Source organism: Rhodococcus sp. B10, from assembly GCF_011770055.1.
In the GTDB taxonomy this organism is placed as follows: domain Bacteria; phylum Actinomycetota; class Actinomycetes; order Mycobacteriales; family Mycobacteriaceae; genus Rhodococcoides; species Rhodococcoides kyotonensis_B.
Genome location: NZ_JAAFYV010000002.1, coordinates 215,353 through 231,153, shown reverse-complemented (window position 1 = coordinate 231,153; position 15,801 = coordinate 215,353). Strand labels below are relative to the sequence as shown.

The following is a 15,801-nucleotide window of genomic DNA, read 5'->3' as shown; positions in this document are numbered from 1 at the left end:
GCAGCAGTACCCCCGTGGGAGGGCCGGCCAGGCCCGTCAACCACACTGAACTCACGATTGGACAGTAAGACATGGCAAAGCGCAGCAAGGCCTACCTCGAGCAGGCCGCAAAGGTCGACGCAGACAACCTGTACTCGCCGCTTCAGGCAGCGAAGTTGGCCAAGGACACCGCGTCGAGCAAGTTCGACGCAACCGTCGAGGTCGCCGTTCGTCTCGGCGTCGACCCTCGCAAGGCCGACCAGATGGTGCGCGGCACCGTCAACCTTCCCCACGGCACCGGCAAGACCGCTCGGGTCATCGTTTTCGCCGCTGGTGAGAAGGCTGTGGAGGCCGAAGCAGCAGGAGCCGACGTCGTCGGCGCCGAGGATCTGATCGAGCGCATCCAGGGCGGATTCCTGGACTTCGACGCCGCGATCGCGACCCCGGACCAGATGGCCAAGGTCGGCCGTATCGCCCGCGTCCTCGGACCGCGTGGCCTCATGCCGAACCCGAAGACGGGCACGGTCACCAACGACGTGACCAAGGCCGTCAACGACATCAAGGGCGGAAAGATCAACTTCCGCGTCGACAAGCAGGCCAACCTGCACTTCGTCATCGGCAAGGCATCGTTCGACGACGCCAAGCTGGTGGAGAACTACGGCGCCGCTCTCGACGAGATCCTCCGCGCGAAGCCGTCTTCGGCAAAGGGCCGCTACGTCAAGAAGGTCACCGTCTCGACGACGACCGGACCTGGCATCCCCGTCGACCCGAACCGCACGCGTAACCTGCTGTCGGACGACGTCGAGGCCTGATCCAGCTCGACTTACGAAAGCCGACTCCCATTCATGGGGGTCGGCTTTCGTCGTATCCGGGGGGCGGCGGCGGTCGGACCGAGGGCGTCCTTCGGTCACTCAGAGTGAGCGAGGGCGTCCTTCGGTCACCTGGAGAGTTTCGCCGGTCTGGAGCGAGGGCGTCCAATGGTCGCCCAGAGTGACCGGATGTGACATTCGGTCGGAGGGGCGGAGAGCTCAGACCCGCCCGAAGTTCGACGACAGTTCCCCGAGGATCTCGTCCCACAGAGGCCGCGGGAGGTCGTGGCCCATTCCGTCGATGAGGTGCAGCCTGGAATTCTTCGCCGCTCGGGCGACGGCTTTTCCACCGGTGGGCCGCATCAGCCGATCGGCGCGGCCGTGGACGACGACGGTCGGCCCTGCGATCTGCGTGGTGTATCGCCGCAGGCTTCCCGTGCCGGTGACCGCAGCCATCTGACGTAGTGCGCCTGCGGGACAGTAGTTGCGGTCGTACATCTGGCCCGCGGTCTCGAGGAGTTCGTCCATCGGCGTCGGGTAGGCCGGGCTGCCGATGATGCGCCGCGTGTTCGCGGAGTGCCGAACGATCTCCTCGCGCGACGCTCCTGGCCCTGGCCCCTTCATGAGCGGGATCAGGGCGCGCGGATCGGGCGGCGGTAGAAACGCTTCGTTGGTGCTGGAGAAGATGATCGCGGTGCTGAGCACTCGGTCCGGGTACAGCCCCGACAGAATTTGTGCGATCATTCCGCCCATCGATGCTCCGACGACGTGCACTCGGTCGATGTCGAGGTAGTCGAGCAACCCGATTGCGTCGGCTGTCATGTCCAGCAGCGTGTAGGGCACGGTGCTGGGTGCGCCGAGTCCGGTTCGCAGCAGTCGTAGCAGCGCCGAACCCTGGATGCGCATTGCGTCCATCTTGGTCGACAAGCCGATGTCGCGGTTGTCGAACCTGATCACTCGGAAACCCATGTCGACGATGCGTTCGCAGAACTCGTTGGGCCACAACGTCATCTGCGCACTGAGACCCATGATCGTCAGCACGGCGGGATCGTCGGGGTTGCCCATGTCCTCGTACGCGATGTCGAGCGAGTTCGACGCCGCGAAGCCGGTTCGGGTCTGCACGATGACCTTCTTTCACCAACCGGGTGTGCCGAGCAGCGGGACGACGAGGAAGCTGGGCTCGTCGGCGTCGAGAACGACGTCCTGTCTGCGGCCCCTCGTGCGCAGCAGGTCGGGGAGTATCGGCATGAATCGTGGTGCGTCGGTCGCGAATACGTCGACGCGGAGGCGGTGACCTACTCGGACGACGGCCTCGGTCGTCAGCAGGTCGATGTCGAGAATCACCGGCTCGCCCACGGGCACATCCAGCATGGAGGCCTCGGTCAACGGGTGGTGCGGCTTGGTGTAGTCCCCGTTCGGCGCGAAGAGGGACTTCTCGTCGTCGATGGCCCGACGGGAGGTCAACAGTGCACCGTTCGTGATGACCGTCGAGGTGCCGTCGGGTGCGACGTCGCAGACCATGATGGCCCACAACGCTTCTCGCGCATGGCACACGACCTGCATGTGCAGATTCATCGGGCCGGAGACGACCGTGTCCGCGTGGGCAGGGCCGGTGGTGAACGTGGCGGCGGCGCCTTCCGCGAAGCGATTGTCGTAGGTGAACCCGCCGCCGAACACCGCGGTGATCCCGGCCAACACCTGCGTCGTGTCACGAGACACCGTCGGGCGAAGAGACGGACGAACGGTGAAGATTCCGCTGGATCCGTCGGGCGTGCCGACGAGACTGCCGTCGGCTACTGCATGCGCGGCGACGCCGGAAGTCTTGGCAGAGAGGTAGAGCCGCGTCGGCTGCGCGTGAGGAGCGGGAAATCGCCCATGCGCTGTCCACGTACCGCCCTGACTGCGGAGAGTGACGGGTCCGTACTTCTCGATTCCGTTGTCCTCGTCGCGGAGCCAACGATCGAACCAAGCGCGTTCGAGCACGTCGAGACGAGGTGGGAACCCCGGTCGTCCGAAACCGATCCCCGGATTGCCGTGATAGCCGTCGCCGACGAGAAGCTGTTTGTGGCCGCGTTCGAGCGCGAGCCGGTTGTAGATGTCGGGGGCCGAGCCTCCGAAGATGTCGTGCCAGCATCCGTAGACGAAGGTGGGTACGTCGATCTGTTCGATGTCGGCGTCGATGTTGTCGTAGTAGGGGTCGTCGTAGATTCTCGTGTCACCGCCGGTCAGGAATCCTCTGGCGAGATCGAGCATGTGAGTGGCGGGGGAGGACGCGCGATCTCGGAGCCAGGTGACGACGTCGAGGCCCTGCAGCGACGGCACCCATTTGAGCCCGTTCACGGTCGTCAACCACAGCTGTATGAAGAAGGACGGCGCACCGCCGGTCGCGAAGATCTCACGAACGATGTCGACCGATCCTTCGACGGCGAACACCGCCTCTAGCCCGTTCGGCCTCTTCGCTGCGGCCTGCAGTGCGTTGATCGCCGAGTACGAGATGCCCGTCATTCCGACGCGGCCGTTGCTCCACGGCTGGGAGGCACTCCATTCGATGATCTCGATGGAATCCAGCTGCTCTCGATTGCCGAGAACATCCCACTTGCCTGCCGACGACCCGGTGCCTCGTGCGTCGACGATGACCTGGACGTACCCGCTGCGGATCAGGTGACGATTGACCGACAACAGATCGGCTGCACCGCCGTCGACGATGCGGGTTATCTCCGTGATCCCTTCGAAGGGGGTGCCGCTGAGGTCGAGTCGGCGCGAGAGCCCACGGAGTGCTCGACCCAGCACGGGCGTCCCGAGAAGCGCATCGATGCCCGTCACGAGGCCCTTGTTGTACGGCGTGATGTTCAGAACCACCGGAAGCGGGGTCGCGACGGCAACTCCTGCGACATCGGCGGGGCGAAAGACGTCCGCCCGTAGAACGGTCCCGTCGCTCATCGTGATCGGAACGTTCGACGCTCGTGCGATCTCGGGATAGCGGGGCGGTGCCTCGACGAGGTTGCGCCACGCGGTCGCTGCGTCGCCACCGCTGGGGTCGCGTACTCGCTCCTGGGCGTGCCCAGGACGCAGGAGGGGACGTGGCTGCGCTGCCGTCATGTATCCGATTGAACCGTCAAAATGCTCGGTTGTCCTGTGAGCGGCGATTGTTGTGCGCAGCTGACAGCAACGCTCGGGCAAACTTGGTGGGCAGTCACATCCGAAAACGGTGAGGCGCACTGTCGGGCCGTTTTGGTGTAGTGGCACTGCTCGAGGTACTGTTGCCGACGGTTCGGATGTGGAATGCATCCGGTCCACCCAATCGAGTTCTACCCAAGACCGTTGGTCACCGCCTTCTCCAGGGAATGCGGTTGAAGGTCCGAGTTTCTCGGACGGCCCACGCAGGAGGACGAGGTAAGGGACCTGTTCGACGGCGTCTTCGCGACGCTGTTCTCATGTCTACGCCCCGTGTGCTTCTTGCGCCGGGGCGTTCGTTGTTTCTGCCGGACCTCTCGCGATCGACATTACTTCCCACGAGAGGAGGCGAAGTATGGCAAAGCCCGAAAAGGTCTCGGCAGTATCCGAGATCACCGAACAGTTCAAGGGTTCGACGGCTGCCGTCGTCACGGAATACCGTGGCCTGTCGGTGTCCGGTCTGACTCAGCTCCGGCGTGCGCTCGGCGAAGGTGCCACGTACTCCGTCGCCAAGAACACCCTGGTCAAGCGCGCTGCTGCCGAAGCCGGCATCACCGGGCTGGACGAGTTGTTCGTCGGACCGACCGCCATTGCATTCATCAAGGGCGAGCCGGTCGACGCTGCGAAGGCCATCAAGGCGTTCGCAAAGGACAACAAGGCCTTGGTCGTCAAGGGCGGCTACATGGACGGCGCGACGCTGTCCGTGGACGAGATCAACAAGATCGCGGACCTCGAGTCCCGCGAGATCTTGCTGGCAAAGCTCGCAGGTGCCATGAAGGGCAACCTGTCGAAGGCTGCCGGCCTGTTCAACGCTCCGGCGTCGCAGGTTGCACGTCTGGCCCAGGCATTGGCAGACAAGAAGGCCACCGAGGCACCGGCTTCTGCCGCTGCCGAGGCACCGGCAGAAGCAGACGCTCCCGCCGAAAGCTGATCCGCACTTTTCAGCGAACAGCTACACACCACCACCTGTGTCGCGGATCAGCGACTCGGTACTAAAGGAAGGACCGCCACCATGGCGAAGCTCAGCACCGAAGAATTGCTCGACCAGTTCAAGGAGCTCACCCTCCTCGAGCTCAGCGAGTTCGTGAAGGCATTCGAGGAGACCTTCGAGGTCACCGCAGCTGCTCCCGTCGCCGTCGCCGCTGCAGGCGCTCCGGCTGCCGGTGGCGCTGACGCTGCCGAGGAGCAGGACGAGTTCGACGTCGTCCTCGAGTCGGCCGGCGACAAGAAGATCCAGGTCATCAAGGTCGTCCGTGAGGTCGTTTCCGGCCTCGGCCTGAAGGAAGCCAAGGACCTCGTCGAGAGCGCTCCGAAGGCCATCCTGGAGAAGGTTGCCAAGGACGCAGCCGACGCTGCCAAGGAGAAGCTGGAAGCAGCCGGCGCCAAGATCACCGTCAAGTAATTCTTGCCGGGCCGATCACGGTCTGTCGCTTCATCGAAAGAGGGCCACCTCCCGTACGGGAGGTGGCCCTCTTTCTTTCGTCCGTGCAGCGTCGTGTCGATGCGGAGCGGTCGGAAGCGCCATATTCTGTGGTCTGTCACAGTGCCGACACGTTGGTTTTCGTCACAAATCCGGCGAGTCGTACGCGTGTCTCAGTGACATGAGTCACACTAAGCTCAGGATCTCGGCCCGCCTCGGGGATTTTATTACTGGGCAGTAAGCTCCTGTGTCGGTGCGGACACTCGTATGCGATAGAGTGACCGGGCCCACATCCGGTGATGTGTACGAACTTGGAGGTCAGAGTGGGAGTCGAGGTTTCGGTCGAGGGTCTGACCAAGTCTTTCGGTGTTCAGAAGATTTGGCAGGACGTATCGCTGACGCTGCCGTCGGGAGAGGTCAGTGCACTCCTCGGGCCGTCCGGCACCGGCAAGTCGGTGTTCCTGAAGTCCCTGATCGGTCTGCTGCGGCCCGAGCAGGGCAAGATTTTCATCGACGGAACCGACATCCTGCAGTGCTCGTCGCGTGAGCTCTACGAGATCCGCAAGCTGTTCGGCGTGCTGTTCCAGGACGGCGCTCTGTTCGGGTCGATGAATCTGTACGACAACGTCGCGTTCCCGCTTCGCGAGCACACCAAGAAGAGCGAATCTGACATCCGCAAAATCGTGATGGAGAAGCTGGAGCTGACGGGCCTCGTCGGCGCCGAGGACAAGCTTCCCGGTGAGATCTCCGGCGGTATGCGCAAGCGCGCAGGTCTGGCCCGTGCCCTCGTGCTCGATCCCGAGATCATCCTCGTCGACGAGCCGGACTCCGGTCTCGACCCGGTGCGCACCACGTACATTTCGCAGACGTTGATCGACATCAACGCCGAGATCGATGCGACCATTCTCATCGTGTCCCACAACATCAACCTCGCGCGGACGGTGCCGGACAACATCGGCATGCTGTTCCGTCGCCAGTTGGTCATGTTCGGTCCCCGTGAGGTCCTGTTGACCAGCGAGGAACCCGTCGTCAAGCAGTTCTTGAACGGCACGATGATCGGCCCGATCGGCATGTCCGAGGAGAAGGACGAGGCGCAGATGGCGCACGAGCAGGCGCTCGTCGACGCCGGACACCATGCGGGCGGCGTCGACGACGTCGAAGGAATCGTGCCGCAGATGAAGGCGACGCCCGGGACGCCGGTTCGCCAGGCCGTTGCTCGCCGGCAGGAAAGGGTGCGACGCATCATGCACACGCTGCCGCACAGCGCGCAGGTCGCCATCCAGGAAGACCTCGACGCGACCAACTCGTCTCAGCAGGTTCCCGCCTATGCAGGACAGAGCTACGACGACGGCTCCGGTTACCAGCAGCAGTACGACCAGACCGGCTACGAGCAAGCGGGATACGACCAGCAAGCGGGCTACGACAATTCCGGGTACGAGCAGACCGGCTACGACAACTCGGGCTACGACACCGGATACAGCGACCAGGGCCGCGGCTCGTCGCAGGGGCGGGGACAGTAAGGGCTATGGGGGGTTCCAAGAAATCCGCGCTCGCACCGGCTAGCGCAGCACTGACGCAAGCCGGAAATATCGTCGAATTGTTGGTGGACGTCGTCCGCAACACGTTCAGGCGCCCGTTCCAGCTTCGCGAGTTCATCGAGCAGGCATGGTTCATCGCCAGCGTCACGATCCTGCCGACGGCACTCGTGGCCATTCCGTTCGGTGCCGTCGTGTCGCTGCAGACAGGCTCGTTGATCAAGCAGCTCGGAGCCGAGTCGTTCACCGGCGCCGCCAGCGTGCTCGCCGTCATCCAGCAGGGCAGTCCGATCGTGACGGCGCTGTTGATCGCCGGCGCCGCCGGGTCGGCCGTGACAGCAGACCTCGGGTCGCGCACCATCCGCGAGGAGATCGACGCGATGCGGGTGCTCGGTATCGATCCGATCCAGCGCCTCGTCGTTCCTCGTGTCCTTGCGATGATTCTCGTGGCCCTGCTGCTGAACGGTCTCGTGTCCGTCGTCGGCATCGCGGGCGGCTACTTCTTCAACGTCGTGCTGCAGGGCGGAACTCCCGGCGCGTACCTGGCGTCCTTCTCGGCGCTCGCGCAGTTGCCCGACCTCTACGTCGCGGAGTTGAAGGCTGCCATCTTCGGCTTGATCGCGGGAATCATCGCGTCGTACAAGGGTCTCAACCCGAATCCCGGCCCGAAGGGGGTCGGTGAGGCAGTGAATCAGACGGTCGTCATCACGTTCCTGTTGCTGTTCTTTGCCAACCTCATTCTCACCCTGGTGTATCTCCAGGTCGTGCCGGCGAAGGGAAGCTGACCCGCAATGACCATCGCCAAAGGTCGTGGCGACCGTACTCTCATGCGCGCGAAGCGAATCGCGAACGCGCCGCTGACCGTGCTCGACAGCGCGGGCGAACAGATGTCGTTCTACGCGCGAGCCATCGGATGGATTCCGCGCACGCTGATCCACTACAAGAAGGAAACCCTTCGTCTGCTCGCCGAGGTCACCTTCGGCAGCGGCGCGCTCGCCGTCATCGGCGGCACCATCGGCGTCATCGTGATGATGTCCGGCGCAACGGGTGTCGTCGTCGGCCTGCAGGGTTACGCAGCGCTCGAACAGCTCGGCAGCTCGGTGCTTACCGGCTTCCTGTCGGCGTACATCAACACCCGTGAGATCGCGCCCGTCGTCGCCGGTCTGGCGTTGTCGGCGACGGTCGGCGCAGGATTCACCGCGCAGCTCGGAGCCATGCGGATCTCCGAGGAGATCGACGCACTCGAGGTCATGGCGGTACCGAGTGTGCCGTTTCTCGTCACGACGCGCATGATCGCCGGATTCATCGCGGTCATCCCGCTCTACATCGTCGGTCTGCTCGCGTCGTACATCGCCTCTCGCGGCATCAGCACGATCTTCAACGGGCAGTCGGGCGGGTCGTACGACCACTACTTCAATCTGTTCCTACCGCCCGAGGACGTTCTCTATTCGTTCCTGAAGGTGTTGATCTTCGCCTTCGTGCTGATCATGATCCACTGCTACTACGGGTTCCATGCTTCGGGCGGACCTGCCGGAGTCGGTGTCGCAGTGGGTCGTGCCGTGAGGACCGCCATCGTGACGGTCGCTGTTCTGGACTTCTTCCTCAGTCTTGCCATCTGGGGAACCACCACCACAGTGAGGGTTGCAGGATGATCGACTCGCCGTCTCGCCTCAGGCGACTTCTGTTGGGTCTGGCATTCTTCTTGGTTCTCATCCTTTTCCTCGGGTGGTCCATCACGTCGTACAACAAGACGTTCAAGAAGGTCGTCAGCATCGATCTGATCACCGACTCGGTGGGCAACGCCCTGCCTGCCAACGCGGACGTGAAGGTCCGCGGGTTGATCGTGGGTGAGATGCGCTCGGCGTCGACCGTCGACGGCGTCGTCACCGCGCATCTGGCGATCGATCCGGACAAGGCGGAGCTGATCCCGTCGAACACGACGGCGCGTTTGCTGCCGAAGACGCTGTTCGGTGAGCGCTACGTGTCGCTGATCGTCCCGGAAGGAGACACGGCGTCGCCCATCACGAACGGCACCGTGCTGCGCCAGGACACGAGCGGCGACGCCATCGAGGTGGGCCAGCTGCTGGACAACCTGCTGCCGCTGCTCGAAGCCATTCCGCCACAGGACCTGGCCAATACGCTCGGTGCGTTGGCGCAGGGATTGAGTGGCCGCGGTGCGGAACTCGGCATGACGATCGATCGGCTCGAACGCATCTTCGGGAGCTTGAACACCGAGTTGCCGAACATTCAGGAAGATCTGCGTGGTCTCGCCGACTTCTCGCAGACCTACTCCGACGCTGCCCCCCAACTGGTGGACGCGCTCGAGAACCTGACCGTCACCGGCAACACGTTCGTCGAGCAGCGTCCTGCGGTCGACACGTTGATCGCGACGCTGACATCCACCAGCGGAACGACAGCGGACTTCCTGCAGGCCAATTCGAACAACCTGATCAACATCGCAGCGAATTCGCGTGAGGCACTGGAACTTCTGGCCAAGTACTCGCCGTCGTTCGGGTGCACGTTCTCGCAGTTCGTTCCGACCGTCGCCGAGGCGCAGAAGGTCATCGGCGTCGGAGACGAGTATCGGGGCATCAACGTGACCGCGTCGTTCGTCAACCCGAAGGGTCGTTACCTGCCCAACCAGGACGAGCCGCGTCTCTTCGACAACCGCGGACCGAAGTGCTACACCCCGGCGAACACCGATGCGGGCGAGTTCTTCCCGCAGTACCCGGGCGGATCGGCCAACGACGGGTCCTACCAGGTGCCGTCGAGAAACCCAGGACCGCAGGAGATCCCCGAACTTCCCGCACCGCAGCTGTCGGGCGTGCCTGCTGCGACGGGTACCGACGGCCAGGCGACGCCTGCGGGGTACGAAGGATCCGATTTCGAGCGTGACACCCTCGCCGTGATCTACGGCGAGGCCGGGGGAGTGGCTCCAGGTGAGATCCCGTCGTGGACGACGACTCTCGGAGCACCCGCACTGAGGGGAGCGGAGGTGACCATCAAATGAGGGGACTTGCAGCTCCACTCGTCAAACTGATCGTGTTCGCGGTGGTGACCATCCTGGCGACCGCCACGCTCGCGTTCTCGATCGCGAACATCAGCGGCGGAGGCGGCGAGAAGTACAGCGCGATCTTCAGCGACGTCGCGTCGCTCAACAAGGGCGACGAGGTACGTATTGCCGGTGTTCGCGTCGGTGACGTCAAGAACATCGAGATCGTCAACGAACGCGAAGCACGCGTCGAGTTCAGTGTCAACGGTCGCGACTACCTCCCGTCGACCGTGACTGCGAACCTGCGATACCGCAACCTGGTGGGGCAGCGCTACATCGCCCTCGAACAGGGCTCCGGAGAGCAGGGCGGAAAGCTGAACCCGGGCGGGGAGATTCCGCTCTCGCAGACCAAGCCCGCCGTCAATCTGACGACGCTGTTCGACGGTTTCCGGCCGCTGTTCACGACGCTCAACGCCGACGACGTGAACAAGCTGTCGTACCAGATCATCCAGGTGTTCCAGGGTGAGGCGGGCACGATCTCCGACCTGGTGCGCAGCACCGCGAGCCTGACCAACACTGTCGCCGACAAGGACCGGGTCATCGGAGCCGTCATCACCAACCTCAACACGGTGTTGGAGACGGTGAACCAGCACGACAAGGATCTGGATTCGCTGATCGTCAACACGCAGCAGCTCGTGTCGGGGTTGTCGGCCGATCGTGACGTCGTCGGATCCGCCGTCACGTCGCTGGCCGGTCTGACGGACGCGACCTCGGATCTGCTGGAGCCGACGCGGCCCGCGATCCAGGGATCGATCGCGTCGCTGAACACGCTTGCGACGACGCTGAACAACCGCGAGGAGGACCTGACGAAGGTCATCCAGACACTGCCGAAGAAGCTCGACAAACTGATTCGCACCGCGCAGCAGGGATCGTGGTTCACGTTCTATCTGTGCGGCATCGACATTCAGGCCGGGCCGGGCACTTCGCCGAACTTGAACCTGCCGACGGGACTGCCGACTGTGAATCAACCGCTGTACACGAACGCGGCCGAGCGGTGCAAGGCTGGGGGGATCCAGGGATGAAAAAGCGTAGCCCGGTAGTGGCCGGTGCGCTCGGCATCATGATCGTGCTGCTCGCGACCGTCGCCGTGTTCTTCCTCGACCGTCTGCCCATCCTGGGTGCAGGGTCGGTGTACACCGCAGAGTTCTCCGAGGCCGCAGGTCTCAAGCCCGGCAACGAAGTGCGCATCGCGGGCGTCAAGGTCGGCAAGGTCGATTCCGTCGATCTCGCCGGCGACAAGGTGAACGTTCAATTCCGCGTGCAGGACGCGTGGATCGGCAACAACTCGTCGGCTTCGATCCAGATCAAGACGCTGCTCGGCCAGAAGTACCTGGCCATCGATCCGCGCGGCGACGAGGTCTTGAAGCCGAAGGATCCGATCCCGCTCGAGCGCACGACATCTCCGTACGACGTCATCGACGCGTTCTCCGACGCGGCGCGCACCATCACCGACATCGACACCGACCAGTTGGCGTCGAGCTTCCAGACGCTGTCGCAGGCGTTCTCGGAGACGCCGGACGACATTCGAGCATCGCTCGACGGTGTCAGCAGGCTGTCGCAGACCATCGCAAGTCGAGATGCCGAGTTGCAGAGGCTGTTCGAGGCGACCGGCAAGACCTCGAAGGTGCTGGCCGACCGTAACCAGGAGTTCAACCGCCTCATCGCCGACGCCGGTCCGTTGCTCGAAGAACTCAACAACAGACAGCAGTCGATCTCACAACTGCTGACAGGCACGCAGCGGCTGTCCACGGAACTCACCGGATTGGTTCGCGACAACGAGCAGCAGATCAATCCGATGCTCCAGCAGTTGAACGGAGTCATCGACATCCTGAACGCGAACAACGACTCCCTGTCCAGGGCGCTCGAGCTCTATGCGCCGTTCGTGCGTTTGTATGCCAACGTCACGGCGAACGGCCGGTGGCTCGACATCACCCTCGCCAACCTGACGCCGCCCGGTCTGCCGCTCATTCCCGGCTACCGTCAGCCCGCACGCGATCTCGGGGGCAACTGATGACCGACACCGCACAGAAACAGAAGAAGTCCGGCATCGGCAAGGGCGTCATCGCAGCCGTCGTGATCGTCGCGTTGGTCGTCGCAGCCGGTCTGTGGTGGCTGTTCACGCGCGCCGGCGCCACGAACATCACCGCCTACTTCGACAAGTCGGTCGGTATCTACGAGGGCTCGGATGTCCGTGTGCTCGGTGTCGCGGTCGGTGAGGTCACCTCGGTAACCCCTCAGGGCGACCAGGTCGAGGTTCAGATGCGCGTGAAGCGCGGCATCGACATCCCGGCCGACGCGAAGGCAGCGCAGATCACGCCGTCTCTGGTGTCGGACAGGTACATCCAGCTCGCGCCCGCGTACAGCGGAGGCGACACGATGGCCTCCGGCGCGGTCATTCCGCGCGATCGTACGGCAACTCCCGTCGAGGTCGACCAGATCTACGCGAGCATCGACGAACTCTCGACCGCTCTCGGTCCCGAGGGCGCCAACAAGGACGGCGCGCTGACAGACCTCGTGAACACCGGTGCTGCGAACCTCGACGGCAACGGTGAAGCGTTGGGCGACAGCATCACTCAGCTGTCCGAGGCGTCGCGCACACTCAACGAGTCGCGCGGCGACCTGTTCGACACGGTCAAGAACCTGCAGACGTTCGTGTCGGCGCTCGCCGCGAACGATCAACAGGTCCGAAACTTCAACAACCAGCTGTCGGATCTCACGAGCTTCCTGAACGGAGAACGCGAGGATCTCGGTGCGGCGCTGAACCAGCTGTCCATCACGCTTGGTGACGTCGCCGGATTCGTCGCGGACAATCGAGATCAGCTGGTGCAGGCCGCCGACGGTCTCGTCCAGCCCACGCAGACGTTGGCCGACGGCAAGGAATCGCTGGTGGAGACGCTGACGCTGCTTCCGCTCGCAATCAGTAACCTCGTCAACGCGTACGACGCCGAATCGGGAACGCTGGCGTCCCGCGCCAACCTGCAGAACGAGACGCAGGACCCGTTGGGCACGGTGTGCAGATTGATCGACCTCGGCAAGCTGGTGCCGGGCGATCCGCGCTTCGAGCAGCTCGGTGCGCAGATCCAGCCGATCATCGATCGATGCAGCGAATTCACGACCTTGATTCAAGGGCCCGTGCGGGATTCGGGCGTCGTTCTGCCGTTCGGTGTCCTCAGCGGTACGACCGAACAGAACGCCGTCGTGCCGGGAACGGTGCCCGGCACCGTGTCGCCGCGTCTCGGCGAGAACAACACGCTGCCCGGTTTGCAGCAGTCGCTCGGAGGGGGACAGTGATGGGAAGGTCGGTCATGCGTACGCGCCCACTCGTCGTGCTCGCCGGTGCGACGGTCGTCGGCTTGTCGGCGACGGCGTGTTCGCAGGGCGTCTACGGCATTCCGCTGCCCGGTGGCGCGGATACCGGAAGCAACCCGATGCATCTGACCATTCAGTTCCAGGACGTGCTCGACCTCGTCCCGCAGTCGACGGTGAAGGTCGACGGTGTCGAGGTCGGCCGAGTCGATTCGATCTCGGTGCCGAACGGTGAGTGGACCGCGAACGTGAACGTCATCGTCGACAATTCGGTGGATCTGCCCGCCAATGCGCTTGCCGCAGTGGAGCAGACGTCGATCCTCGGTGAGAAGTTCGTTCAGCTGACGGTGCCTGCGGGTGACGCCGATCCGCAGAAACTGCAGGACGGCGACACGATCCCGCTGGATCGGACGCGGTCGACGACGAACATCGAGCAGGTTCTCGGCGCGTTGTCGATGGTCCTCAACGGCGGTGGCGTCGGCCAACTCGCTCCGGTCGTCAAGGAATTGAGTGCCGCGTTCGACGGTCGCGAGGGCAAGACACGCAGTCTGTTGGAACAGGCGAACACCCTCATCGGTGGCCTCGAAGAGCAGCGCGACGACATCACCCGTGCGCTCGACGGTCTCGACGTTCTGACGACCGAGGTGAGTGGCCAGACCGAGAAGATCGATCGTGTGCTGTCGGACCTTCCGATCGCGACGGACGTTCTCGAACAGCAGCGTCCGCAGCTGACGCAGATGCTCGGCCAGCTCGATCGACTCGGAGCCGTCGGCACCGACGTGATCAACCGGTCCAAGGACAACCTGATCGCCGATCTGCGCGCACTGCGGCCGACGTTGCAGGCGCTCGCCGAGTCGAGCGACGACATCGTCACGACGCTGCCGCTCATCCCGACCCTCCCGTTCCCCGACGGCATCGAGCAGATCACACAGGGCGATTCGGCGAACCTGTACCTGTCGCTGGATCTGTCGATCGGCACCACGCTGCGCAATCTCGGTGTGGGAGAAGGCGATCCGGTCTACATCCCACCGAAGTACGGTGACACGCTGCCGCTGGTCGATCCGTCGAACCCGTACTACAACGGCAACGGACCGCGCCCGGGATGGCCGACGATCTCGCTGCTGCCGTTGCCTCCGATCATTCCCAATCCGTCCCCGCCGCCGGGAGTCCCGGTCGCGCCAGGAACCGAACCGGTGGACTCGCCCGTGAACGAACCGACTCCGTTCGCTCCGTTGAACGACCTGCTCGAACAATTCGGAGGTGGACAGTGAGATCGCGGCTGGTCAGGATTCAGCTGTTCGCATTCATCGCCGTCGCGGTGCTCGGCATCGTGTACGTCGGTGGAAAGTACGTCCGAATCGACAATCTGCTCGGCTTCGGGCAGTACGACGTCAATGCGCAGTTCGCGGACTCGGGCGGCATCTTCACCAACGCCGAGGTGACGTACCGCGGTGTGCCCGTCGGGACGGTCGGTGCGTTGTCGCTGACGTCGGACGGCGTGAACGTCGAACTGCTGTTGAACAACGGTGGGCCGGACATTCCGTCGTCGGCGAAGGCCGTCGTGGCCAACCGCTCTGCGATCGGTGAGCAGTACGTCGACCTGCAGCCGACCAGCGACGAGGGTCCGTACCTCGAAAGCGGTTCGGTCATCGTCGAGGCGGACACGGCAACGCCCGTTCCGGTCGAGAACGTGCTCGCGAGTGCGGACAGTCTCGTCAGTTCCGTTCCGTTGCAGAACTTGACGACGGTTGTCCAGGAACTGGGCACGGCATTGAACGGCAAGGGCGACGATCTGCAGGTCCTCCTGGACTCGCTGAACACGCTCACTCAGTCCGGTGACGAGGCGTTGCCCCAAACTCTCGCGCTCGTTCGGGACAGCCGGACGGTTCTCGACACCCAGTCGGATCAGGCGTCGGCCATCCGTCAGTTCAGCACCGACCTGAACAACGTGACGGCCCAGCTGCGCAGCAACGACCCGGACATTCGACGACTGATCAACACCGGCACTGCCGCCAGCGATCAGATCGGTGCGTTGATCGACGAGGGCGGTCCGGCGTTGACGACCGATCTGAACAACCTCAACGAGGTCACCGAGCTTGCCGCGCCGCGCACGCTCGCGTTGCAGCCGCTGCTGATCTTCCTGCCCGCGTTGGCCGCTGGATCGAGCACGTTGACCCCGGGCGACGGCACGATCCATCAGGGTCTGCTGCTCGAGACGAACAACCCGCCGCCGTGCACGGTCGGCTACGAGGGCACCCAGGCGATCCTCGCGGAGGAGAAGGCGAAGAACCCGAACTTCGACATGTCCGAGGACAACTACCCGCTGAACCTGCAGGCCAACTGCACGACGCCTCAGGGCAGCGTGACAGGTGTTCGTAGTTCCAACCGCATCGTCTTCGCGGATCCCGAAACCCCGCAGCCGTGGGATTCGAAGCCGAAGGTCGATCCGGACAAGCTCAACTTGAATCCGATTGCGACGCAGCTCGCACCGCTGATCGGTGTCACTCCGAAGTAAGCGGATCGGGT

At 63.8% G+C, this 15,801-nt stretch carries 14 protein-coding genes; 12 read left to right on the top strand and 2 right to left on the bottom strand.

The window, feature by feature from the left end; translation table 11 throughout:
• Positions 1 to 71: 71 nt before the first annotated feature.
• Positions 72 to 791, top strand: coding sequence for a 50S ribosomal protein L1 (gene rplA, locus RhoFasB10_RS02325; RefSeq protein ID WP_068429325.1), 720 nt, complete (start codon positions 72 to 74; stop codon positions 789 to 791).
• 216 nt (positions 792 to 1,007) lie between these two features.
• Here the strand turns inward: rplA and RhoFasB10_RS02320 are convergent, their stop codons facing one another.
• Both RhoFasB10_RS02320 and RhoFasB10_RS02315 read right to left on the bottom strand, forming a co-directional pair.
• The gene (locus tag RhoFasB10_RS02320; protein WP_167674915.1) at positions 1,008 to 1,910 is read right to left on the bottom strand and encodes an alpha/beta fold hydrolase; all 903 of its coding nucleotides are present in this window, start codon (positions 1,908 to 1,910) and stop codon (positions 1,008 to 1,010) included.
• A 12-nt stretch (positions 1,911 to 1,922) separates the two neighbouring features.
• Positions 1,923 to 3,887 (bottom strand): CocE/NonD family hydrolase, encoded by a 1,965-nt coding sequence (locus RhoFasB10_RS02315; protein WP_068427687.1) that lies wholly within the window; start codon positions 3,885 to 3,887, stop codon positions 1,923 to 1,925.
• A gap of 430 nt (positions 3,888 to 4,317) precedes the next feature.
• Here RhoFasB10_RS02315 and rplJ point away from each other — a divergent pair, with 430 nt between their 5' ends.
• The 11 genes from rplJ (at position 4,318) to RhoFasB10_RS02260 (ending at position 15,790) form a co-directional block, all read left to right on the top strand.
• The gene (gene rplJ / locus RhoFasB10_RS02310; protein ID WP_068427689.1) at positions 4,318 to 4,893 is read left to right on the top strand and encodes a 50S ribosomal protein L10; all 576 of its coding nucleotides are present in this window, start codon (positions 4,318 to 4,320) and stop codon (positions 4,891 to 4,893) included.
• An 81-nt stretch (positions 4,894 to 4,974) separates the two neighbouring features.
• Positions 4,975 to 5,364 carry a 50S ribosomal protein L7/L12 gene (rplL, locus tag RhoFasB10_RS02305; protein ID WP_068427691.1) on the top strand — a complete coding sequence of 130 codons (390 nt, stop codon included), beginning with the start codon at positions 4,975 to 4,977 and terminating at the stop codon, positions 5,362 to 5,364.
• Between the two features lie 317 nt (positions 5,365 to 5,681).
• On the top strand, positions 5,682 to 6,902 hold the full coding sequence (locus tag RhoFasB10_RS02300; RefSeq protein WP_206030399.1) for an ABC transporter ATP-binding protein: 1,221 nt from the start codon (positions 5,682 to 5,684) through the stop codon (positions 6,900 to 6,902).
• Between the two features lie 5 nt (positions 6,903 to 6,907).
• The gene (locus tag RhoFasB10_RS02295) at positions 6,908 to 7,702 is read left to right on the top strand and encodes an ABC transporter permease (protein WP_068427693.1); all 795 of its coding nucleotides are present in this window, start codon (positions 6,908 to 6,910) and stop codon (positions 7,700 to 7,702) included.
• A 6-nt stretch (positions 7,703 to 7,708) separates the two neighbouring features.
• Positions 7,709 to 8,569, top strand: a complete 861-nt coding sequence (locus tag RhoFasB10_RS02290) for an ABC transporter permease (RefSeq protein WP_068427695.1) — start codon at positions 7,709 to 7,711, stop codon at positions 8,567 to 8,569.
• Positions 8,566 to 9,927, top strand: coding sequence for an MCE family protein (locus tag RhoFasB10_RS02285; protein ID WP_167674913.1), 1,362 nt, complete (start codon positions 8,566 to 8,568; stop codon positions 9,925 to 9,927). The genes RhoFasB10_RS02290 and RhoFasB10_RS02285 overlap by 4 nt, the downstream gene beginning before the upstream one ends.
• Positions 9,924 to 10,991 carry an MCE family protein gene (locus RhoFasB10_RS02280; RefSeq protein WP_068427698.1) on the top strand — a complete coding sequence of 356 codons (1,068 nt, stop codon included), beginning with the start codon at positions 9,924 to 9,926 and terminating at the stop codon, positions 10,989 to 10,991. Before RhoFasB10_RS02285 ends, RhoFasB10_RS02280 begins: the two co-directional genes overlap by 4 nt.
• Positions 10,988 to 11,980 carry an MCE family protein gene (locus RhoFasB10_RS02275; protein ID WP_068427700.1) on the top strand — a complete coding sequence of 331 codons (993 nt, stop codon included), beginning with the start codon at positions 10,988 to 10,990 and terminating at the stop codon, positions 11,978 to 11,980. Before RhoFasB10_RS02280 ends, RhoFasB10_RS02275 begins: the two co-directional genes overlap by 4 nt.
• Positions 11,980 to 13,260, top strand: a complete 1,281-nt coding sequence (locus RhoFasB10_RS02270; protein WP_068427701.1) for an MCE family protein — start codon at positions 11,980 to 11,982, stop codon at positions 13,258 to 13,260. The genes RhoFasB10_RS02275 and RhoFasB10_RS02270 overlap by 1 nt, the downstream gene beginning before the upstream one ends.
• Before the next feature lie 14 nt (positions 13,261 to 13,274).
• Positions 13,275 to 14,546 carry an MCE family protein gene (locus RhoFasB10_RS02265; RefSeq protein ID WP_167674314.1) on the top strand — a complete coding sequence of 424 codons (1,272 nt, stop codon included), beginning with the start codon at positions 13,275 to 13,277 and terminating at the stop codon, positions 14,544 to 14,546.
• Complete coding sequence (locus RhoFasB10_RS02260; RefSeq protein ID WP_068427706.1) at positions 14,543 to 15,790, top strand: MlaD family protein; 1,248 nt, start codon at positions 14,543 to 14,545, stop codon at positions 15,788 to 15,790. The genes RhoFasB10_RS02265 and RhoFasB10_RS02260 overlap by 4 nt, the downstream gene beginning before the upstream one ends.
• The last annotated feature ends 11 nt before the right edge of the window (positions 15,791 to 15,801 follow it).

What these genes read in the sequence shown, in the direction of transcription:
- rplA (WP_068429325.1), top strand. Translation starts at nt 72, where the DNA reads ATGGCAAAGCGCAGCAAGGCCTACCTCGAGCAGGCCGCAAAGGTCGAC.
- RhoFasB10_RS02315 (WP_068427687.1), bottom strand. Translation starts at nt 3,887, where the DNA reads ATGACGGCAGCGCAGCCACGTCCCCTCCTGCGTCCTGGGCACGCCCAG.
- rplJ (WP_068427689.1), top strand. Translation starts at nt 4,318, where the DNA reads ATGGCAAAGCCCGAAAAGGTCTCGGCAGTATCCGAGATCACCGAACAG.
- rplL (WP_068427691.1), top strand. Translation starts at nt 4,975, where the DNA reads ATGGCGAAGCTCAGCACCGAAGAATTGCTCGACCAGTTCAAGGAGCTC.
- RhoFasB10_RS02300 (WP_206030399.1), top strand. Translation starts at nt 5,682, where the DNA reads ATGTGTACGAACTTGGAGGTCAGAGTGGGAGTCGAGGTTTCGGTCGAG.
- RhoFasB10_RS02295 (WP_068427693.1), top strand. Translation starts at nt 6,908, where the DNA reads ATGGGGGGTTCCAAGAAATCCGCGCTCGCACCGGCTAGCGCAGCACTG.
- RhoFasB10_RS02290 (WP_068427695.1), top strand. Translation starts at nt 7,709, where the DNA reads ATGACCATCGCCAAAGGTCGTGGCGACCGTACTCTCATGCGCGCGAAG.
- RhoFasB10_RS02285 (WP_167674913.1), top strand. Translation starts at nt 8,566, where the DNA reads ATGATCGACTCGCCGTCTCGCCTCAGGCGACTTCTGTTGGGTCTGGCA.
- RhoFasB10_RS02280 (WP_068427698.1), top strand. Translation starts at nt 9,924, where the DNA reads ATGAGGGGACTTGCAGCTCCACTCGTCAAACTGATCGTGTTCGCGGTG.
- RhoFasB10_RS02275 (WP_068427700.1), top strand. Translation starts at nt 10,988, where the DNA reads ATGAAAAAGCGTAGCCCGGTAGTGGCCGGTGCGCTCGGCATCATGATC.
- RhoFasB10_RS02270 (WP_068427701.1), top strand. Translation starts at nt 11,980, where the DNA reads ATGACCGACACCGCACAGAAACAGAAGAAGTCCGGCATCGGCAAGGGC.
- RhoFasB10_RS02265 (WP_167674314.1), top strand. Translation starts at nt 13,275, where the DNA reads ATGCGTACGCGCCCACTCGTCGTGCTCGCCGGTGCGACGGTCGTCGGC.